The following is a 19,236-nucleotide window of genomic DNA, read 5'->3' on the forward strand; positions in this document are numbered from 1 at the left end:
TAATTTGCTATTTTATAATAACGAACTTTCTTGATACCTTTTCTTTACCCTCCCTGAGGATAATAAAATAAACACCGCTGGATAAATTTCTGGTATCTATCTTCTTTTGATGATAGCCAGGGAATAGATTCTTTTGCTTTATTAGTTGTACTCTTGTACCAGCCGCGTTATAAAATGAGATTGTTACATTACCTTTATGAGGTACTCCGTAGCTTATGACAGGATCGCTGCTGAAGATTGTAGGCATCTGCGTAATGCAGAGGTGGTCTGGTGTGATGTTTTTTGAACCTATAGACTGCTCGCCACCTCCTCCAGCAACAATCTCACAGATTGTCTGAGAAGGAAGATATTGGGAATAATCAGGTGTATTATGGTATCTTGTAACAGTTATCTTAATGGTGCCGGTGGTTTTGGGGATGACGTAAAAAGTTATCTGACCATTGGAATTTGTAGCACCAACTTCATAAATATCATTCGGTTTATTCAAACAAACCTTGGCATATTGTAACGGAGCAGGCGGGAATGTACCGGCGTCTTTCACTGTTACTGTAAAGTCTGTCGGGACTCCTTGAAAAATGGTACCTGGATGGCTGACAAGGAAATTCCCTGGGACTTTTGTCCAGGCAGGCGTCGTTGGTGAGCCGAAAAGATTTGTGGCGTAGCAAACCCATCTATGGTACTCATCGGGCCACCACATGTGACTTTTTGCCTGAGCTAAAGCAACACCGATGCGTTCACTACTTACTTCGGGGGGTGCCGGTCCTACATGGGGAGAGAAGAGTAACACATAGTATTCTCTTTGAAGACTATGCGAGTAGCTACTCAAACTGTATCTTGTATGTTCTATAGAAGCACAAGCACCGACTGGTAGATCGGTATCATAATCTCGATAGCGTGTAGTAAAAGACTCGGCTATACATTGAAGAGATGGATCATCAAAAAATCCGGTATGACATCCTATACAATAATGTATAAAATAATTATTGCCGTTGGTTAACCAGTTTAATCCGGCTCTATAATAATCCGGTGATGGTGGTGATGTCGTGTAGTAGTAAATTTCGTGTGGTGGATTTTCTGTATTTGTAAAGAACCCAAGGATAGAACCATGAGTTTGTGCATGTGTAAATCCTTGTTCACCATCAATTACATTGAATGCCTCGTACGCGGTTGGGTCTGTGTATATAAAGTGTGTAAAATGATCAGGAAACTCATCAATAGCATTGCCCATTGGCCACGTACTTTGATTTATCCATTTAACATCATCAAGGGCATTGATATTTGCTGGTGACTTTTCATAATTCAACGCTTTATAGCACCAATTACTGACTTCTTGAGTATCTCGGCATAGGATTCGCCCTACATAGACTTCAGGGAATTGGTCAACATCATCATTCATTTCACCCCATACCGCATCACCATCAGCATTCCAATCACCGTCGAGTGCACAGAAATAATGATCGCTCGGGATAGTATCATAATGTGGTGGTTCTTGAGGAAGAACGTCAACACAAAAACACCTTCTTGCTGGTAATTGATGAGGTATTGGTGTATTGAATCTGCTGTCCATACCACCCAGAATAAAATAGGTTCCGCCGGCGTTTGCATAACAATATTTAATATAATTTCTAATTCGTTCAGCGTCGTCTCTACCTGAAAACCGATTATAAATCGTTGTTGGCGAAATTATGTTAGCACGAATGCCCTGATCAGTTAACCAGTCCACATAAGGTTGAAATAGATTAAAAAATACTGAATCAGTAATTATCATTGCAGGAGCCGCCGGGAATGGTGCAAGTTGTCCTATTTGATTCTCTTCAACTATTGTTGGCTTTATATAATATGCCGGAATTTCATCGTCATTCATAATAACATTTCTGAACATAGCATCGTATATTAATTGTTCGAATTTACCTCTGATAGATGGTCGGACTTCAGGTAAGGTATTTGTACCAAAGGCTATTTCAAAGTTGATATGAGATATAATGAGTAACTGTTTTGACTTTGGCCGATATTGAAGAGGATGAACCGCAATCGTCACAATACGTGCACCATCTATGACGCCTTCATTGATAACTTCAAGGAAGTTAGCAGGATATTTGTTATCCGAATTATAGATTAATGTATCAGGGGGAACCCAGGGCACTGTTTCACCAGAGATAACTGGTGGTTGTATGGGATAAACAAGAAATTGTCCAGGAATTTCATGAGCATTATGCTGTTTGATTATCAGCGACTCCACTTTAGCATTTGGTGGAATAATGTAGGTTAGATATACTGCCGGCAACTCAGGTGTGCCTGGTTTACCAATAAAAGTAAACCCTTTTGCCCTTATCCGATCAAAACCATTCTCTTTATAAAAAGAGAATTCTGTAAGAGAATAATCAAGCGTATACCCCCCCCCCTCAGTAGTGTAACTGAGATAAACATTAATAATGCAATTTTGATTATACGTATCATCTCATCTTCCTTTCTATATTATGTTGTGCTTATTTACACAAAACACCAACCATGTAAACTCGTAATTACTGCGAATTACCTTACCTTACATAATATTATATAAAAATACTTAGAAGTTGTCAAGAGATAATGAAAAAAGAGAGGAGTTAGTTAATTGTAAGCTTGACTTTTTTTACATTTTAAATATACTGTCGGTATGTTATCAAAAATTATTTCATGTGCCACATTCGGTATCGAGGGGTATCTTGTAGATGTTGAAGTGGATTTAACCACAGGCTTACCCGGTTTTACTACAGTGGGATTACCGGACAACGCGGTAAAGGAATCAAAAGACAGGGTGTATGCAGCGATCAAGAACGCCGGTTTTAGATTTCCTTCCCGGAAGATTACCGTGAACCTTGCACCTGCGGATATAAAAAAAGAGGGTTCAAGTTTTGACCTGCCTATTGCAATCGGAATATTGTCCGCATCTCAGACCATCCGCAGCGCCCATCTGAGACGTTATGCACTGCTCGGTGAATTATCCTTAGACGGCACACTCCGTCCTGTAAAAGGAGCGATCTCTGTTTCCCTGGCGGCGAAGGCGAACAAACTTGACGGCTTGATTATACCGCGGGCGAATGCTAAAGAGGCGGCGATCGTCGAAGGCATCGATGTTTACGGCTTTGACAATCTGGTTGAAGTCGTTGCTTTTTTGAACGGCGAAATGGATCTTCAACCGACTGTCGTGGATCGGGAGAAGATATTCGAAACGGTTTCCCGATACCCGGTGGATTTCGCCGAGGTGAAAGGTCAACACCATGCCAAGCGCGCTCTGGAGATCGCCGCAGCCGGGGGTCATAACATCCTGATGATCGGTCCGCCGGGTACGGGTAAGACCATGCTCGCGCGCCGATTGGTTACAATTCTGCCGAAGATGACGCTGGATGAGGCTCTGGAAACGACCAAAATTCATTCAGTTGCCGGAGTACTTTCAATGAACGATTCATTGGTCGGCACCCGTCCTTATCGGGCACCCCATCATACGATTTCCGATGCCGGAATAATCGGGGGTGGGCATGTGCCCAAGCCGGGTGAGGTGTCCCTGGCGCACAACGGTGTGCTCTTTCTGGACGAATTGCCTGAGTTTCACAAAAATGTGATTGAGGTGTTGCGTCAACCCCTGGAAGATGGTTCAGTGACGATCGGCAGAGCAAAAGTGACCCTGACTTATCCGGCGAGATTCATGCTCGCCGCGGCGATGAATCCCTGTCCCTGCGGTTATTTTACTGATCCTTATCACGAATGTCGCTGTACTCCTCAGCAGATCCAGCGCTACCATTCAAAGATCTCAGGTCCTCTTCTTGACCGTATCGATATCCATATTGAAGTACCGTCACTCAAATACGATGAACTGAAATCGACTCAATCGGCGGAATCATCCGAAAAAATCCGCAACAGGGTGAATCGGGCGCGGGAAGTGCAGATTGCGCGTTACAATGGAAAGAAGAAGGTTTATTGCAATGCCCATCTCGGTTCAAGAGAGATCCGAAGATTCTGTGCGATCGATGATGAATCACAGTCATTGCTTAAGACCGCGATCCAGAAGTTCGGGCTTTCTGCCCGTGCGTACGATAAGGTTTTGAAGGTGGCGCGGACCATCGCTGATCTGGAAGGAGAAGGAGATATAAAGGTCCAGCACGTCGCCGAGGCGATTCAGTATCGTTCCCTCGATAAAAACGTCTGGCACAGATTGTAAAGAGAGCAGAGTAGAATCAGAACGACGTAAGGCAGACGGGTTTTTCGTCAGGTTTGGACACTACCACAAGCTGGTATCCTTGACAATACTAAAAATATATTTATAATCAGTTAATTGAAGATTGTTGGTTAATAAAATACAGATAAAAACGGTGTGTAAGAAGGAGGATTTATGAAGAAGATTATAATCGTGGTATGTGTACTTCTATTCTACAGCTATGCTGCACCACCCATGTATAATGACTTTGTCTATATTGAGGCGAACGGCAGTGCAATCACTGTGAGCGGCGGACATGCAGATCCCTGCGTCGTTGATTGGGACGGCGATGGACTGAAAGATCTTTTACTGGGTGAATTCACCGGCGGCAGAATTCGTTTCTATCCCAATTCAGGAACGAACAACGCACCTTACTTCACGACATTTTCATATCTTGAAGCAGACGGAGCAGTGATTCAACTCCCTTACGGCTGATGTACCGGTGCGACGAATCCGCAGGGTGTGGATTTTAATAATGACGGACTTCTGGACCTTATCGTCGGTGACCGCAACGGTTATGTAAACTATTTCAGACGACTTTCCAATGGAACCCTCACTGAAGAACCGGACCTTATTGCAAATGGCGTAACCATAAATGTGGGTTTGAATTCAGCACCACAGATCATCGATTGGAATGAAGACGGCTTACTCGACCTCATCATTGGTAATGATGCTACTTCTGGTGAGCGCATCAGACTGTATTTGAACAGCGGTACACCTTCGCAGTACCTTTTTACGACTTACTCGGAGCTTCAGTACACTAATGCAACCTATATTTCATTCAGCCGCTGCAATCCTCATGTTACAGATTTAAACAATGACGGCAAAAAGGATCTTGTGATCGGAGAAGATTACGGCCATGTATATTATCTGGAGAATGTCGGAACAAATGCAGCACCACAGTTCAGTGAAGCCGTAATGCTCGAAGCCAATGGTTCACCCATTTCATTTCCCTCTGGTTATACTGATTTAAAGGTGTGGGTAGATGATTGGAATGAAGACGGAACCAAGGATCTGATTGTCGGTAATTATAAAGATAGCGTTCATCTTTATATCGCCTATCCGATAGGCGTGAAGGAAGAGGAGAAGAGTTCAATCAGAGATGTCGTGTTCAGGGCGGTTCCCAATCCAGCATCAACCGGGACGGTGATTCATTACCAGGCGGTTAACAGCGGTGCGGTGAATCTTTCCGTCTATGACATTGAAGGAAGGTTGATAAAGACGATAGCCGCCGGGTATCGAGAACCCGGTGTATATCAGGTTTTCTGGAATGGGATGGATGAATCCAATAATCCGGTGGGAAACGGCGTCTATCTTTACCGACTTTCGACAGAGGATGGAGTATACGTTAATAAATTGATTGTCTTGAGATAGAAGAGGATTTGTTTCCTCGGTGCTCTGTCTTTTTATAAAAAGACAGAGCACCGTTCTTTTTTTACCCCGTCGCACTGTTGACATAGATAAAAATCAGAGTAGAATATTAGATTATGGCGCTTTTGATCCGAAATGCTTCAGAAATTCTTACCATGAAAAACGGGCTTGGAGTTTTGAAGAACAGCTCGTTACTCATTACGGACAGCAGGATTAAAAGTCTCGGTAATCTGAAGAAAATTCCGGGAAAGGTTAAGGTGATTAATGCAAAAGGATGTGTGGTCTGTCCCGGTTTTGTTGATTCCCATACCCATCTTGTCTTCGGTGGTTCACGGGAAGATGAATTCGCCATGCGTATTTCCGGAGTGAAGTATGAGAAGATCGCCAAGGCAGGGGGCGGCATTGCAAACACCGTAAGGATGACGCGCAAAGCGGGTGCGGAAGAACTTTACAAGTCGGCGACGGCAAGATTGAAGAACCTCGCCCGGCATGGTACCACCACCGTGGAGATAAAGAGCGGATACGGTTTATCCACTGTTGAAGAGACGAAGATTTTAAAGGTCATAAAAAAGCTGCAAAGGAATTCTGAACTTGATGTCATCCCCACGTTTCTCGTCCACACGATTCCTCAGGATATGAAGAAAAGGGATTACGTCGACCTTGTAATCGAGGAGATGATTCCCGAAATTGCAGGTAAAAAATTGGCGGTTTTTTGCGACATCTTCTGTGATAAACTCGCATTCAGCAGAAAAGAGAGCGAGAAGATTTTACGTTGCGCCCGGGACTTCAACTTTAAATTAAAGATACACGCCGATCAATTCTCCAACAGCGGCGGCGCCCAGCTGGCGGCGGAACTCAAGTGTATTTCAGCGGATCACTTAGACTATACCACAAAGAGTGAACTCAAGAAGATGAAGAAGGCAGGGGTTGTTCCGACATTGCTCCCGGGAGTTTCTTTTTTCCTCCAGCTCAAGAAAAAACCTAATATCAAGGCATATCAGCAGACAGGAGTCCATGCGGCACTTGCTTCGGATTTCAACCCCGGTTCCTGTATGATATATGCCATGCCGAAGATAATCTCCTTTGCATGCCTCATCTTTAAGATGCCGATAGAAGACGCTCTGCTGGGAGCGACGAAATATGGTGCAAAGGCACTTGACCTTTTTGATAAAATTGGTAGTATTGAAGAAGGAAAGCAGGCGGATCTCGTGGTGTTGTCGGTTGATAATTATAAAAAAATTCCTTATTATTTCGGTGAAGATATTGTTAAGTATACAATCAAAAAAGGAAGGATAATATATGGAAAAAATCGTTGAATGCATTCCCAATTTCAGTGAGGGAAGAGATCAATCAAAACTCGATCAAATTTTAGAAGCGATAAAGAGTGCCGGTGTGGAATTGCTCGATCAGGAAAAAGACCCTGACCATAATCGGGCGGTTGTAACGTTCGTCGGCACTCCTGAAGCGGCACTCGAGGCAGCGTTCAGAGGTATTAAAAAGGCTTCGGAATTGATTGATTTGAACAAACACAAAGGTGAACATCCGCGTATGGGTGCGACTGATGTGGTACCGTTTGTTCCGATTAAAAACGTTACAACCCGGGAGTGCATAGAGCTGGCGAAACGATTGGGTAAGCGGGTTGCCGAGGAGCTCAAGATCCCCGTATACCTTTATGAAGACGCCGCCACCCGGCCCGACCGTAAAAATCTTGCAAATATCCGCAAAGGTGAATTCGAAGGTTTAAGGGAAGAGATTGAGACGAATCCGGATCGCCGCCCTGACTTTGGTGAACCCAGGATACATCCCACCGCCGGTGCTACGGTGATCGGTGCACGGTTCCCTCTGATCGCCTTTAATATGAATTTGAACACCTCGGACGTTTCGATCGCCCAGAAGATCGCCAAGGCGATCAGATTCGGAAGCGGTGGTTACAGATATGTGAAGTCACTCGGTTTTATGCTTAAAGAGGAGAATCGCGCCCAGATTTCCTGTAATATGACCAATTATACGAAGACCCCTCTCTATCGGGTATTCGAGACCGCCAAACGTGAAGCAGAGAGATACGGCACTTCAATCAAAGAGTCAGAGATTGTCGGACTTGTACCTGAAAAGGCTTTGATCGATACCGCGATATATTATCTGCAGCTTGATCGCTTCAGCGAAGACCAGATCCTTGAATATAAGCTCCACGGTAAAGGAACCAAGCAATCGATAATGGATTTTTTGCATGTCCTTGCGCTTGCAAAACCGACACCGGGCGGTGGAAGCGTCGCCGCGCTCCAGGCTGCGCTCGGGACCGCACTGCTGTCCATGGTTACCGGCATTACCGTAAACAAAACCAAAGACAATGAATTAAAGGATTTTCACGGTTTCTTGAAGTTGAGTGTCTATGAGTTTTACCGCTTCATTGACAGAGACAAGGAAGCCTTTGATAAAGTGCTTGAGGCATTCAGGTTGCCGGAATCGACTGATTCCGAGAAGCAGGAAAAAGAGGTTGCGGTTCAGGATGCCTATAAACACGCGGCTCAGGTGCCTTTTGAAGTCTGCAAAAAGATACTCTTTATCCATCCCTATGCCAGGATTCTCGCTGAAAAAGGATTAAAGAATGCAATTTCAGATGTAGGGGTGGCGCTCTATTCACTCCACAGTGCTTTCCTCTCCGCCCGTCTCAATGTTTTAATCAATCTCAATTCGATCACTGATAAAGAATTCACTGAGAGCATCAAGACCGAACTTGATTCTTTGAAAAAACAGGAGGAAAATTCCTGCGGGGAAATTGAAAATATCTTCTTGACAAAGTTATGAAAAAGGTTATAATTTCAGAGGTAGGTTAAAATGGAAATGGAACTTTTAGAAAAAAGCAGGGAGTATATACGGGAAGGCCAGATGGAGAAGGCTCAAATTATTCTACGCAGAATTCTCAGTGAAAATCCCAACGAAGCAAAGGCGTTAGAAATATCGGGCGATCTCGCTCTCAAGCAGGGCAGAATCAATGAGGCGATTCAGCGTTATGACAACGCCAGCAATAAATATACCAATGACAATCGGTATGCCGAAGCGATAATCTGTCTGGAAAAGATTAAGATGCTCGACAAAACAAACGAAGAGGTCTTTTCCCGTCTCGCCGATCTCTATAGATTCTACGGTTTACCGAACAAAGCGGTTACCACGATCCTTGATTTGTGTGGCTGGGCGATTGAAGAAAAGAAGGATGCTGTTTTCGTTTCTGCTCTGCGCAAGATAGTTGAACTCCAACCTAAAAATCTTGAGCTGAGGTTCTCTTTTGCGAAGATTTTACTTTCCATTGAACGGACACAGGAAGCAGAGGATGAGTTGAAGAAGATAAAATCTCTTGCAGAAGAAGCCGGAAAGAGCGAACTGGTTGAAGAAGTGGCTAAATTACTTCCCCAGACCGATGGAGGAGAAGAACTTGATCCGAAGAGCCGTATTGAACTTGGCAATCTGTTGTACGAAATCGGTTCAAAGGACGAGGCGCTCGTTGAATTCAACAAAGCGGTGAGTGATCTGCTGGAGAGCGGTGAGACTGAAGACGCCCTTAATGTCCTTAATCGAATCGTGGAGATCGATCCCAATAACAAAGAGGCGATTAACAAAATAAAAGAGTTGACCGGCGAATCTGTCGTTGAGGAACCTGAACAAAAGGAAGAGGAAGAGACCTCTGAAGCAGCGACCGAAGAGGAGATTGTCGCTGAGGCACCTTCAGAAACACCCGAGGAGGTGGTCGAAGAGTCTGTTCCTGAGGCAGAGGTAGAGCAGGCTCCTGAGGCGGGTGAATCAGAAGCGCCTCCAGAAGAAAAAACAGAAGAAGCGGCTGAAGAACCTTCTGCAGAGGCAGAAGAACCGACCGGAGAAGCGATGGAAATGTTTCAAGACCTCGGTCAGGATATCGAAGGTTTTGTTCCAGCTACTGACTCTTCAGAGACCGCGGTTAAAGAAGAAGTGGCACCGGAAACAGAGACAGAGGAGAAACCGGATGATGAGATCTCGAAGTTAGAGGGGCAGATTGCAGATATTGAATTTCTTCTCAAAGAGACAGAGACAATCGCCAAGCCGAAGTTCGAGATTGCAAAGGAATTCGATGATTTCAGAAACAGGATTGTATGGCAGGATGAAGATTTGAACAAGAAACTGAAACTTGCCGAGACGGCGTTCAATAATGAGCTGTATGAAACCGCACTGGCGTATATTCAGGATATTAACAGTAATAAAGAAACCTGGCCTCTCTCTTTAGAAATAACCGGCAGGTGCCTGATAAAGCTGGGGCGCTATAATGAAGCCAAGAAGAGCCTGGCGGGATTTTTACTCATCGATGAAATTTCCGAAGAGGACAAGATGGAATTGCGTTATCTGCTCGCTTCCGCCTATGAAGGATTGGGTGATTTTGATAATGCAATGAGGGAGATTGAGCGGATATTGAGTATTAATCCGAATTACAAAGACGTAAAAGAAATCTATGCACTTATGGGCGGAAAGGAATTCGAAGTACCTGAAAAAACGGTTGAAAAGGTTGTTGAGCAAGAACCCGCGGTCAGGGAAGAGATTCCGCAACCTGCACCGGAACCACAGACACCACCGACCGAGCCGACGGCACCCCGAATTACCGAACCGGCGCCTCCCGAAGAGAACTATCCGACGATCATTGAAGAAATTCCTCAATATCAAGAACCGATCACTCAACCGCCTCTCTCGGAAAAACCTCAGAGGAAATTAAAAGAGGAGATACCTGATATTGAAGAACCAAAGGGTGAGAATATTGCATTTCTCTAAAATAGGAGGATAAGTGGGATATCAGGAATTTTACGGGCTAAAATTTGAACCATTTGCTAATCATCCTGATCCAAAATTTTATTTTAATTCCCCTCAGCACGCTCTGGCACGTGAGTATTTGATTCATGCTGCTCGTGGCACAAGGGGATTGGCTGTTCTTTTGGGTGAAATAGGAACAGGTAAGACGACGTTGTCGCGTAAGATTTTAAATGAATTATATACGCTGGGTAATTACCAGGTCGGTTTGATCGTCTTGACCCATTCGGATTTTGCACCGGGCTGGCTGTTTACCAGAATAGCGAATTTGATCGGGTTGAGGGATTTCGGCAGCTCGACGACCGAGATAATAAACCGGATATCGCAGAGGCTCCATGAGATTTATCGAAGGAACGAGAAGACGGTGATTATAATCGATGAGGCGAATAAACTCCGCAGTCAGGAGATACTGGAAGAGATTCGCGGGTTATTGAATCTCGAGATTGCTGATACACGGTTGATTTCTTTTATCCTCAGCGGTCTTCCTGAGCTGGAACATTTTTTAGCATCAAACCGGGCACTCTATCAGCGTATTGCAGTCAAGGTTAAGTTGAAACCGATGGGCAGTGATACGATCCGGGCATATATCAACCACCGATTGAAGATCGCCGGTGCAACCCGGGAACTGTTTTCACCACGGGCGGTTGATTTGATCTGCCGTTATTCAGACGGCAGGCCGCGGCTTGTGAACATCACCAGTGATAATGCCCTGTTAGAGGGTTATGTACAGAGAAAACAGACCATTGATGAGTCGATTATCGAAAGAGTGGTTACAAATTTGGGTTTAAAATTTGAATAATGTCAGGACTTGGTGAAGCAAAAAGAAAAGTTGCTGAATTTGAAGCAAAGGGTGATGTAAAGAAAGCCATAGAAGAATTAGAAAAGGCTATTCAGGATTTCCCCAAAGAGGGTTCATTATTTAACAAACTCGGTGATTTATATATCAAGGTTAACCGTAAAGAAGACGCCCTCGATATATATGAAAGAGGCGCCAGGGTCTTTAAAGAAGAAACATACTTTCCCAATGCCATCGCTCTCTGCAAGAAGATATTGAGATTGGATAAAGAGAGAACAGAGGTATACGGGCTGCTTGGTGAACTTCATAAAGAGCTGGATCAACGGGGAGAGGCAGCCAATTACTTCCTGGAATATGCAGAGAGAAAGATGAAAGCCAATGATGTGGAATCCGCCCTTGAAACCTATAATATGATTAAAGAGCTGGTTCCCAACAATCCCAAAATTCTTGAGACGATATCCGCCATCTATGAAAAGGTCGGAAAGAAAGAAGAAGGAGCTGAATTTTTAAAAGAGGCGCATGAGCTGGAGACCAAGCAGGAGAAACTCAGAGAATCCCTGGTCGCCGAGGAAAAGATAGAGAAGAAGGTCGAGAAAAAAGAAGAAGAGAAAGAGAAAAAGGTTGAACCGGAGGAAGAAGAGGCGGCAGAGCCCGAAGAGCCGGTAAAAGAAGAGGAGCCGGTGAAAGAAGAGCCGGTAAAAGAGGAGCCGGTGAAAAAAGAAGAGGTGATCGAAAAACCGGAACCGGCTGAAGAGAAGGTCGAAGAAGCGGTTGAGGTGGAAAAAGAAGTGGAGGAGGAAGACGTCGGAGAGTCGGTTGAAGTGAAGGCGGAGGAAGAAGTAAAAGAAGAATCAGAAGAAGCTGAGCCTTCACTGGAAGACCTGGTTTCTCCTGAGGTAGCGGAATTACTGAAAGACGATCGTGAACCGGAATCTGAGCCGGAAAAAGAAGAAGAGGTCGCGGTGGAAGAAGAACCGCCCGAAGCCCTTTCTGATATTGATAAAACCATTGAACTCGGTGAACTTTATCTCAATCTGGGGTCAGAAGAAGAAGCCGTGGACTGTTTTCGAAACGCCGCTGAAGAGGCATGGGAGCAGAAGGATTATGATACTGCCCTGACTCTTAATAAGAAGATCGCCGATCTACGGCCGTTTGATTTAAAATCGCGGCAGCATATGGTCGAGATCGCCCAGATAAAAAAAGATAAAGAGCTTGAAATAAGTTCTCTGCTTGACCTGGCTGAGTCTCTGATGCGGCGTGAGGCGAAGAGTGAAGCCCGTGCCGTATACAAGAAAGTTTTGAAACTCGATCCGGACAACACTACTGCAAAAGAGATGTACGCCGCGTTCGAACAGCCCAAGGATTTCATTGATCTCGGTGAGGTGTTGCGGGCTGAAATGGCGGATGAGAAGAAATCCGAGAGCTTGCAGAGTATTGAAGGGCTTGTATCGCAGTTCAGGCGGGAGGTTTTTGAGTCGATCGGCGAAGGTGATTTCCGTTCACGCTATGATCTCGGGGTTGCATATAAAGGAATGGGTTTGTATCAGGAAGCGATTGAAGAGTTCGAGATCGCCAGTAAAGACGAGGAGCTTAAACTCAAGGCGCTTGAGATGATCGGTTCCTGTTTTCTGGAGAGGGGTAAGATCGATGAGGCGATCGGAACGCTTCAGGAGGCGTTGAAGGTGACGGGTCGTCCAACAAAGGAATACTTCGGGATCTATTTCATGCTCGGTAATTGTTACGAAGATAAGGGTGATATGAAGACCGCACTCAAACATTATATGGCGGCGTTCAAGATTGATAAAACGGTTCCTGAATTGACCAAGAAGATCAATGAATTGAAGAAAAAATATCTTGCCGTGATGAAAAAGGCGGAGAAAAAACCTGCTCCTGGAAAGATTCAGAAGAAAACAGCCGCGAAGGCTGTTAAGACCAAAAAAGTTGCGGCAAAGAAGTCAAAGATAACATATTTATAAAAAACTATGGGATACGAAAGTTTTTATAAATTAAAAGAACACCCCTTTAGTTTCACTACAGATGAAAAATTTTATTATGATTCCCCGCAACACTCAAAGGCGTTGATAAAATTGTCGCATGCGGTTGAGACCGAAAAGGGATTGGCGCTTCTTATCGGTGATATCGGAACGGGTAAGACGACGTTGTCCCGTCGTCTTCTGGACCAGCTCATCGACAAAGATGTCGAGGCGACGCTTCTTGTTATAATCCATTCGGAAATCACTTCCTTGTGGTTTTTAAAGAAGATAGCACTTATGCTCGAAACACCGGTGGATTCCGAAAACAAGATCGACATAATAACTGCTGTATACCACCGGTTGCTCGATTTGACGGGTAAGAACAAAAAGGTCGTGATTCTCGTCGACGAAGCGAACATGCTTCAAAAGAAAGCGATAATGGAAGAGATCAGAGGGTTGCTTAATCTGGAATCAGAACGCGGCAAGCTTTTGAACTTTATCCTGTTCGGCCTACCTGAGATGGAGGATTATTTGAAACTTGATCCTCCGTTGTATCAAAGGATTGCTGTCCGCTGTGTTCTCGACGCCCTCGACGAAAATGCGACCTATAATTACATCGTTCATCGACTGCGCGTCGCCGGATGCACAAAACCTTTGTTTACAAAAGAGGCCCTGAAGAAAATATTCGTTTATTCAAAAGGCATTCCCCGTACAATCAATGCGATATGTGATAATGCTTTATTGGAAGGTTTTCTTCTGAAGAAACAGATAGTCGATCAAAAAATAATCGATGATGTATCTCAAGATCTGGGACTTGCTGCACAAGAAAGCTGAGCGAGAGAAGTTTGGAAAAGCCGAATTTTTCCCTACAAAAGAATTGTTATGCTGATCTTCATATTCATTCAATATATTCAGACGGCTCTCTGACACCTTTCGAAATCATAAATATCTGTAAACAGCTGGAGTTGAAGGTCATTTCGATTACGGACCACGATACTGTATCCGGACTCGGTGAAGTATTCACCCTCGCCCGGGGGGACGTGGAGATTATCCCGGCGGTGGAGATGAGCTCGAATATCGGATATCTGGATATCCATATTCTGGGATATTATATTGACTATAAAAATGGAGAGCTCCTTGCATACTTAGAGGATTTCAAAAAACACCGGATCGAGAGGGTGAAGAGGATCATAAAGAAACTCTCGGATGACGGTATTCAACTTGAATTTGAACAGATTAAAGCCGTCGCCCAGAACTGTTCCCTGGGCAGACCGCACATCGCCGAGGTGCTTGTGGAGAACGGCTATGTCAGGTCAATAAACGAAGCATTTTCACGCTATCTGGGCTACGGCCTGCCCTATTATGAACCTAAAAAGGATGTCCATCCGAAAGAGGTTATCAATAGAATAAAGAGAAGTCACGGTATTCCGGTGATTGCACATCCCGGTACGATAAATGATGAGCAGATTATTTATTCACTGATTATGCACGGCGCGCAGGGAATAGAGGTATGGCATCCTGAACACAATCAAAAGTGGCAGCAGCAGCTTTATGAGATTGCTTTGAAGAACGGATTGTTGATGACCGGTGGTTCTGATTGCCACGGCAGACGCGGAGGTTTTCAGATCGGTTGCATCGGATGCAGTGAGGATGATGTTCTTATGATGAAGAGACATCATCAGGAGATCTGTAAGAGCGGCTGACAGATACAGAATATTTAATAACAAACAGCAGGAGAAACCATTATGAATATAGAAGAGATAAAAGAGATTTTACCGCATCGGCCGCCGTTTCTGTTCGTCGATGAAGTTATTGAAATCGCGGATAAGAGGATAGTTGCAAAAAGACACATCCGCCCTGATGAATTCTTCTTTGCAGGCCATTTCCCTCAGGAACCGATAATGCCCGGGGTCCTGATTGTCGAGGCACTCGCTCAGACAGCCGGGGTTATGCTTCTGCGGAAATATAAAGGGGCGATTCCTCTTTTTATGGGGATTGATAAGGCGAGGTTCCGGAGAATCGTCAAACCCGGTGATACACTCCTTATGGAAGCCGAGGTGATCCATGATCGAGGGAAGGTCGTTAAGATTTCAGGCAGGGCAAAGGTCGGTGACGAGACCGTGTGTGAGGCGGTTATCCTTGCGGGTATAAAGACTTAATTTCTATTCCGTTATTCAATTTATAAATAATATGAACAACTCCCTGATCAGTAAAAAAGCCCGAATCGGACGGTCTGTGGTGTTCGGTCCTTATGTGCTTATCGAGGATGATGTCGAGATAGGCGACCGCAATATAATCGGAAGTCATGTTGTGATCAGAAACGGAACCGTGATCGGCGACGACAACAGGATTCATTCCGGAGTTCAGATCGGCGTCGATCCACAGGATTATCACTTTAAAGGGGAATATTCCCGTTGTATCATCGGAAACAATAATATAATCAGAGAATACGCCACGATTTCACGAGCAACGGGAGAGAACAGCGAGACCGTGATCGGCGACAATAATTTTATTATGACCTATGTTCATATCGCCCACAATATCACAATCGGCAGTAACACCGTCATTTCGAGCGGCTCCCAGCTTGGCGGTTATGTTTCTATTGCTGACTTTGCGAATATCGGCGGGCTTGCAGGGATCCACCAATTCTGTCGGGTCGGCAGATATGCGATGCTCGGTGCGAAGTCTTATTTGAATAAAGATCTGCCGCCTTATCTCCTGGCACGCGGAAATCGGGCGAAGATCTATGGAGTGAATACAAGGGGATTGAAGTTCCATTCGTTTTCAGCGGCTGACATCGAGACGATAAAAGAGCTCTTTAATTTTTTGTATAATTCGGCGAAGAACATCTCTGAGTGCGTTGAGCTATTAAAGAAGAAAAAAAACCAGGATCAATTCACCCTGGAAATGGTGAAATTCATTGAATCCTCAGAACGAGGCATATTGCTTAAAATATCTGATTAAGATGGATTTATGAATTCTATCTCAACTTTTTCTTATGGCGATCTCTTTTGCGTCTTTTCTTCAATTTATGTTTTTTAATCTTTTTCAATTTTCTCTTTCTGCCGCACGGCATATCAGAACCTCCTTTCGATTCAATTATACTCGATAGAAGTTATTAGTCAAGAGATGTAATGGAGAGAAAGATTATAGTTTCGACCGATAACGGTCTTTAAGCTCTCCTTTCTTCCCTTTATTCCAGCCCGAGACTTTTGTGAAATATCCGGTGACCCTTGTTATATGATCAACAAAGGTGCTTCCGCAAAAAGGACATTTTTCGCGCAGACCTCTGGAAGTCTTGAAACAGTCGTTGCATGTGGTGAATTCCGGTGAAAAGGCGATTTGGGCGTTTCTGGTGTTTCTGAACGTCTTTATGACGAAGTTCGCAATCGACTCCTTGGGCGGCTGGGTGTCACCGAGCCAGACATGGGTTAAGGCGCCGGCTTCTATCAGATCATGGAATTTACCTTCCACCTTCACCCTTTCAATGGGGTCTATCGGAACACCGACATTGAGATACGTCGAATTGGTGTAATATATGGAATTGGTTTCCAGATTTCCTTTGACGGTTCCGGATGCCTCGGTGGGAAAGTGTTCGATGTCCAGACGGGCGAGGCGGTGGGCGGCGGATTCCGCCGGAGTCTGTTCCATAACAAGACGCATATCATGGATTTTTGAGAGCGCTTTGATTCGTAGATACAGATATGCCAGCACCTTCAGACCGAAACGGAGTGCGCTTTCATCTTCGTGCATCTCTTTACCGGTGTGGAACTGGACGAGTTCGTTCAAACCGAGGAGTCCGATGAGATAGGTCGCGCGGTAGAGCCGCAGGTATTGTTCTCCATCTCTTTCCATGGTCAAAAGTGCGAGCGGCCCTTCACCCTTCAGGGCGATGATTCTTTCAATGAAATTCTTTTTCTGGATATGTGCCTTTACGGCGAAGTCCAGAAGTTCATCCAGTTTTTTGAAGAGCAGCTCATCGTCGTGTTTTGCCAGATAAGCGGCACGCGGCAGATTGAGGGTTACATTCTGCAGGGCGGTGTAGCGCATCTTCCAGGGTGTGTGGGCGTCCTTGAGGTCTGATTCTTCGAGTTTAAAGGATAATCTGCAGCATTCGGATATTTTGGCGGTTTCTCCGCGGTCAAAGACATAATAGGTATTACCTCTCACAGAACTGACATTTGAGATGTGATTGAGGAAATCCTCCCATCCCGGGGTCTTGAAGAAATCTTCGGTGATATGGACCAGGGGTTTCGGGAAAAAGAAGGGTCTGCCCGTACCGTCACCGTCCATATATATATCAAACAGAGCCCAGGCAAAACGCTGTGCTTCTTCTGAATACTCGCCGTACTTCTTGCCGGTGTACTCGCCACCAGGACCGATTGCTTCCACATCCCGGAAGTGTTTTGGAATCTCCCAGTAAAGATTCAGGTCGGAGAAGATCGCCTGGCCGCCGCGCGCTACTGACTGCTGGGAGTATTCAAATATCAGCATCTGGGCGAGTTGATGGATCGCACGGTCATTCATATCCGTAAGAAAAGGAGCGAAGAAGATATTCACTGCATCCCAGCCGATTGCTCCTGCAAAGTGTCCCTGAAGCGCCGCTGAGAACTTCACCATATGGGCGAGCAGGGTGTCGGCGTGTTTCGCCGGTCTTGCAATCGACAGGGCGTTCGGCAGGTTCAGACCGAATTTTTTCACATATTCCAGGGACTGACCTGAGCAGTAAGGTCGGTCGCCGAAACCGAGGTCGTGCAGATGGATATCACCCCGAATGTGGGCGTCGGCGACGTCGCGGCTGAATACCTCGGAAAGCATATATTGTTTCTTTACGGTTTCGGCGATGGTCATATTGGTCGCTTCGGGATTATGGGGGATATTGGCGTTTTCACGGTTCGCATACAGGATTATTTTCTCTGCGTCGAATATGGGTACACCCAATCTCGTATGGCGCAGTCGTGAGTTTTCCAGTCCGTGTTCAATAAGTTTTACGTTGACAATTTCCCGGATGAGAGAGGATGAAATGAGGTGGACGTTTGAATTCAATATGGTCTCCTCGGTCTCCTCGGCGATCTTTTCGGCGAGCTCGGACTCCAGCCCTGTCTCATTTTGCAGCGCATCGATGATTTTATGGCGATCCCAGGAGACGAAATCATCATCCGAAGTACGGACAAAGAGCGCATAATCGGTTGTTTCCCGTTCTTCGGGTTTCTTTTTCAAGAGCCGTTTTTTCCTGAGTATCTCCCTCTGTTTCCGATAAAGGATATACGCCTTTGCTGTTCGTGCATGGCCGTTTTCAATGAGCACTTTTTCCACTGCATCCTGAATTTCCTCGACCTCAGGCGTCTTGTCTCCTTTCAGGGTGTAGAGGAAGAGCACCACTTCATTTGCCAGCCTTTCGGAAAGTTGTTTGTTTTCTCCTCCCACTGCGCGGGCGGCTAAATATATTGCATTGGCGATTTTGGATTTATCGAACGGCACGGTCTCGCCGTTCCTTTTTTTGACATATTGAAAAACCAATTCTTGTGGAATTTCCTGGGAAATTCCAATTCTTACCTGCGTCTTTTCTTGCATTTCCGCTCCTTCTTTATTTTTGACAGCTCTTTTGCGAATTTATCGATATTGGTGAATTTACGATAGACTGATGCAAATCTGACGTAGCTGACTTCGTCGACCTCCAGAAGGCGGTCTAAAATCATTCTACCGATCTCCGCTGATTTTATCTCGGTTTGATATCGGTCAGAGAGATCGTCTTCAATATCGTTGACAATGGCTTCAATCTTCTCCGCTGATATTGGACGTTTACGGCACGCCGTTGCGATACCGTTGAGAAGTTTTGTTCTGTCATAGGGTTCCCTGGTACCGTCTCTTTTTATGACGACCAACGGCATCCGTTCGATCGTCTCATAAGTGGTAAATCGAAAATGACAGGCGGTGCACTCCCTTCTTCTTCGAACCACGGAGCCCGCCTGTGATGTTCTTGTCTCTAAGACTCTGTCTCCATCCTGTCCGCATCTTGGACATTTCATTTTTTACCCCCT

The 19,236-nt window shown here is 45.1% G+C and carries 15 protein-coding genes; 12 read left to right on the plus strand and 3 right to left on the minus strand.

Annotation, left to right across the window (positions count from 1 at the left end):
* Positions 1-7 precede the first annotated feature (7 nt).
* Positions 8-2,284: a T9SS type A sorting domain-containing protein gene (locus ENI34_07880; protein HEC79041.1), complete on the minus strand. Its 2,277-nt coding sequence runs from the start codon at positions 2,282-2,284 to the stop codon at positions 8-10.
* Between the two features lie 369 nt (positions 2,285-2,653).
* Between ENI34_07880 and ENI34_07885 the strand changes: the two genes are divergently transcribed.
* The 12 genes from ENI34_07885 to ENI34_07940 all read left to right on the plus strand — a co-directional run bounded on the left by ENI34_07885 (position 2,654) and on the right by ENI34_07940 (position 16,159).
* Positions 2,654-4,195: an ATP-binding protein gene (locus ENI34_07885; GenBank protein ID HEC79042.1), complete on the plus strand. Its 1,542-nt coding sequence runs from the start codon at positions 2,654-2,656 to the stop codon at positions 4,193-4,195.
* Between the two features lie 171 nt (positions 4,196-4,366).
* Complete coding sequence (locus tag ENI34_07890; GenBank protein HEC79043.1) at positions 4,367-4,666, plus strand: hypothetical protein; 300 nt, start codon at positions 4,367-4,369, stop codon at positions 4,664-4,666.
* Between the two features lie 27 nt (positions 4,667-4,693).
* Complete coding sequence (locus tag ENI34_07895; protein ID HEC79044.1) at positions 4,694-5,605, plus strand: T9SS type A sorting domain-containing protein; 912 nt, start codon at positions 4,694-4,696, stop codon at positions 5,603-5,605.
* 113 nt (positions 5,606-5,718) lie between these two features.
* The gene (locus ENI34_07900; protein HEC79045.1) at positions 5,719-6,918 is read left to right on the plus strand and encodes an imidazolonepropionase; all 1,200 of its coding nucleotides are present in this window, start codon (positions 5,719-5,721) and stop codon (positions 6,916-6,918) included.
* On the plus strand, positions 6,902-8,407 hold the full coding sequence (ftcD, locus tag ENI34_07905) for a glutamate formimidoyltransferase (GenBank protein ID HEC79046.1): 1,506 nt from the start codon (positions 6,902-6,904) through the stop codon (positions 8,405-8,407). Before ENI34_07900 ends, ftcD begins: the two co-directional genes overlap by 17 nt.
* A 30-nt stretch (positions 8,408-8,437) precedes the next feature.
* Entirely contained in the window at positions 8,438-10,390 is a 1,953-nt protein-coding gene (locus ENI34_07910) for a tetratricopeptide repeat protein (GenBank protein HEC79047.1), read from the plus strand.
* Positions 10,391-10,403: 13 nt separating this feature from the next.
* On the plus strand, positions 10,404-11,225 hold the full coding sequence (locus tag ENI34_07915) for an AAA family ATPase (GenBank protein ID HEC79048.1): 822 nt from the start codon (positions 10,404-10,406) through the stop codon (positions 11,223-11,225).
* Complete coding sequence (locus tag ENI34_07920; GenBank protein HEC79049.1) at positions 11,225-13,198, plus strand: tetratricopeptide repeat protein; 1,974 nt, start codon at positions 11,225-11,227, stop codon at positions 13,196-13,198. The genes ENI34_07915 and ENI34_07920 overlap by 1 nt, the downstream gene beginning before the upstream one ends.
* A 6-nt stretch (positions 13,199-13,204) precedes the next feature.
* A complete protein-coding gene (locus ENI34_07925; protein HEC79050.1) occupies positions 13,205-14,029 on the plus strand; it encodes an AAA family ATPase in 825 nt (274 codons plus the stop codon).
* Positions 14,030-14,040: 11 nt separating this feature from the next.
* The gene (locus tag ENI34_07930; GenBank protein HEC79051.1) at positions 14,041-14,898 is read left to right on the plus strand and encodes a PHP domain-containing protein; all 858 of its coding nucleotides are present in this window, start codon (positions 14,041-14,043) and stop codon (positions 14,896-14,898) included.
* A gap of 39 nt (positions 14,899-14,937) precedes the next feature.
* Entirely contained in the window at positions 14,938-15,354 is a 417-nt protein-coding gene (gene fabZ, locus ENI34_07935) for a 3-hydroxyacyl-ACP dehydratase FabZ (protein HEC79052.1), read from the plus strand.
* A gap of 31 nt (positions 15,355-15,385) precedes the next feature.
* Positions 15,386-16,159 (plus strand): acyl-ACP--UDP-N-acetylglucosamine O-acyltransferase, encoded by a 774-nt coding sequence (locus tag ENI34_07940; protein ID HEC79053.1) that lies wholly within the window; start codon positions 15,386-15,388, stop codon positions 16,157-16,159.
* Between the two features lie 183 nt (positions 16,160-16,342).
* On the opposite strand, the gene nrdD is transcribed toward ENI34_07940, so the two are convergent.
* Complete coding sequence (nrdD, locus tag ENI34_07945) at positions 16,343-18,769, minus strand: anaerobic ribonucleoside-triphosphate reductase (GenBank protein ID HEC79054.1); 2,427 nt, start codon at positions 18,767-18,769, stop codon at positions 16,343-16,345.
* On the minus strand, positions 18,748-19,224 hold the full coding sequence (gene nrdR, locus ENI34_07950) for a transcriptional repressor NrdR (protein ID HEC79055.1): 477 nt from the start codon (positions 19,222-19,224) through the stop codon (positions 18,748-18,750). The genes nrdD and nrdR overlap by 22 nt, the downstream gene beginning before the upstream one ends.
* Positions 19,225-19,236 lie beyond the last annotated feature (12 nt).

The organism is candidate division WOR-3 bacterium, from assembly GCA_011052815.1.
In the GTDB taxonomy this organism is placed as follows: domain Bacteria; phylum Hydrothermota; class Tepidihabitantia; order SM23-42; family SM23-42; genus DRIG01.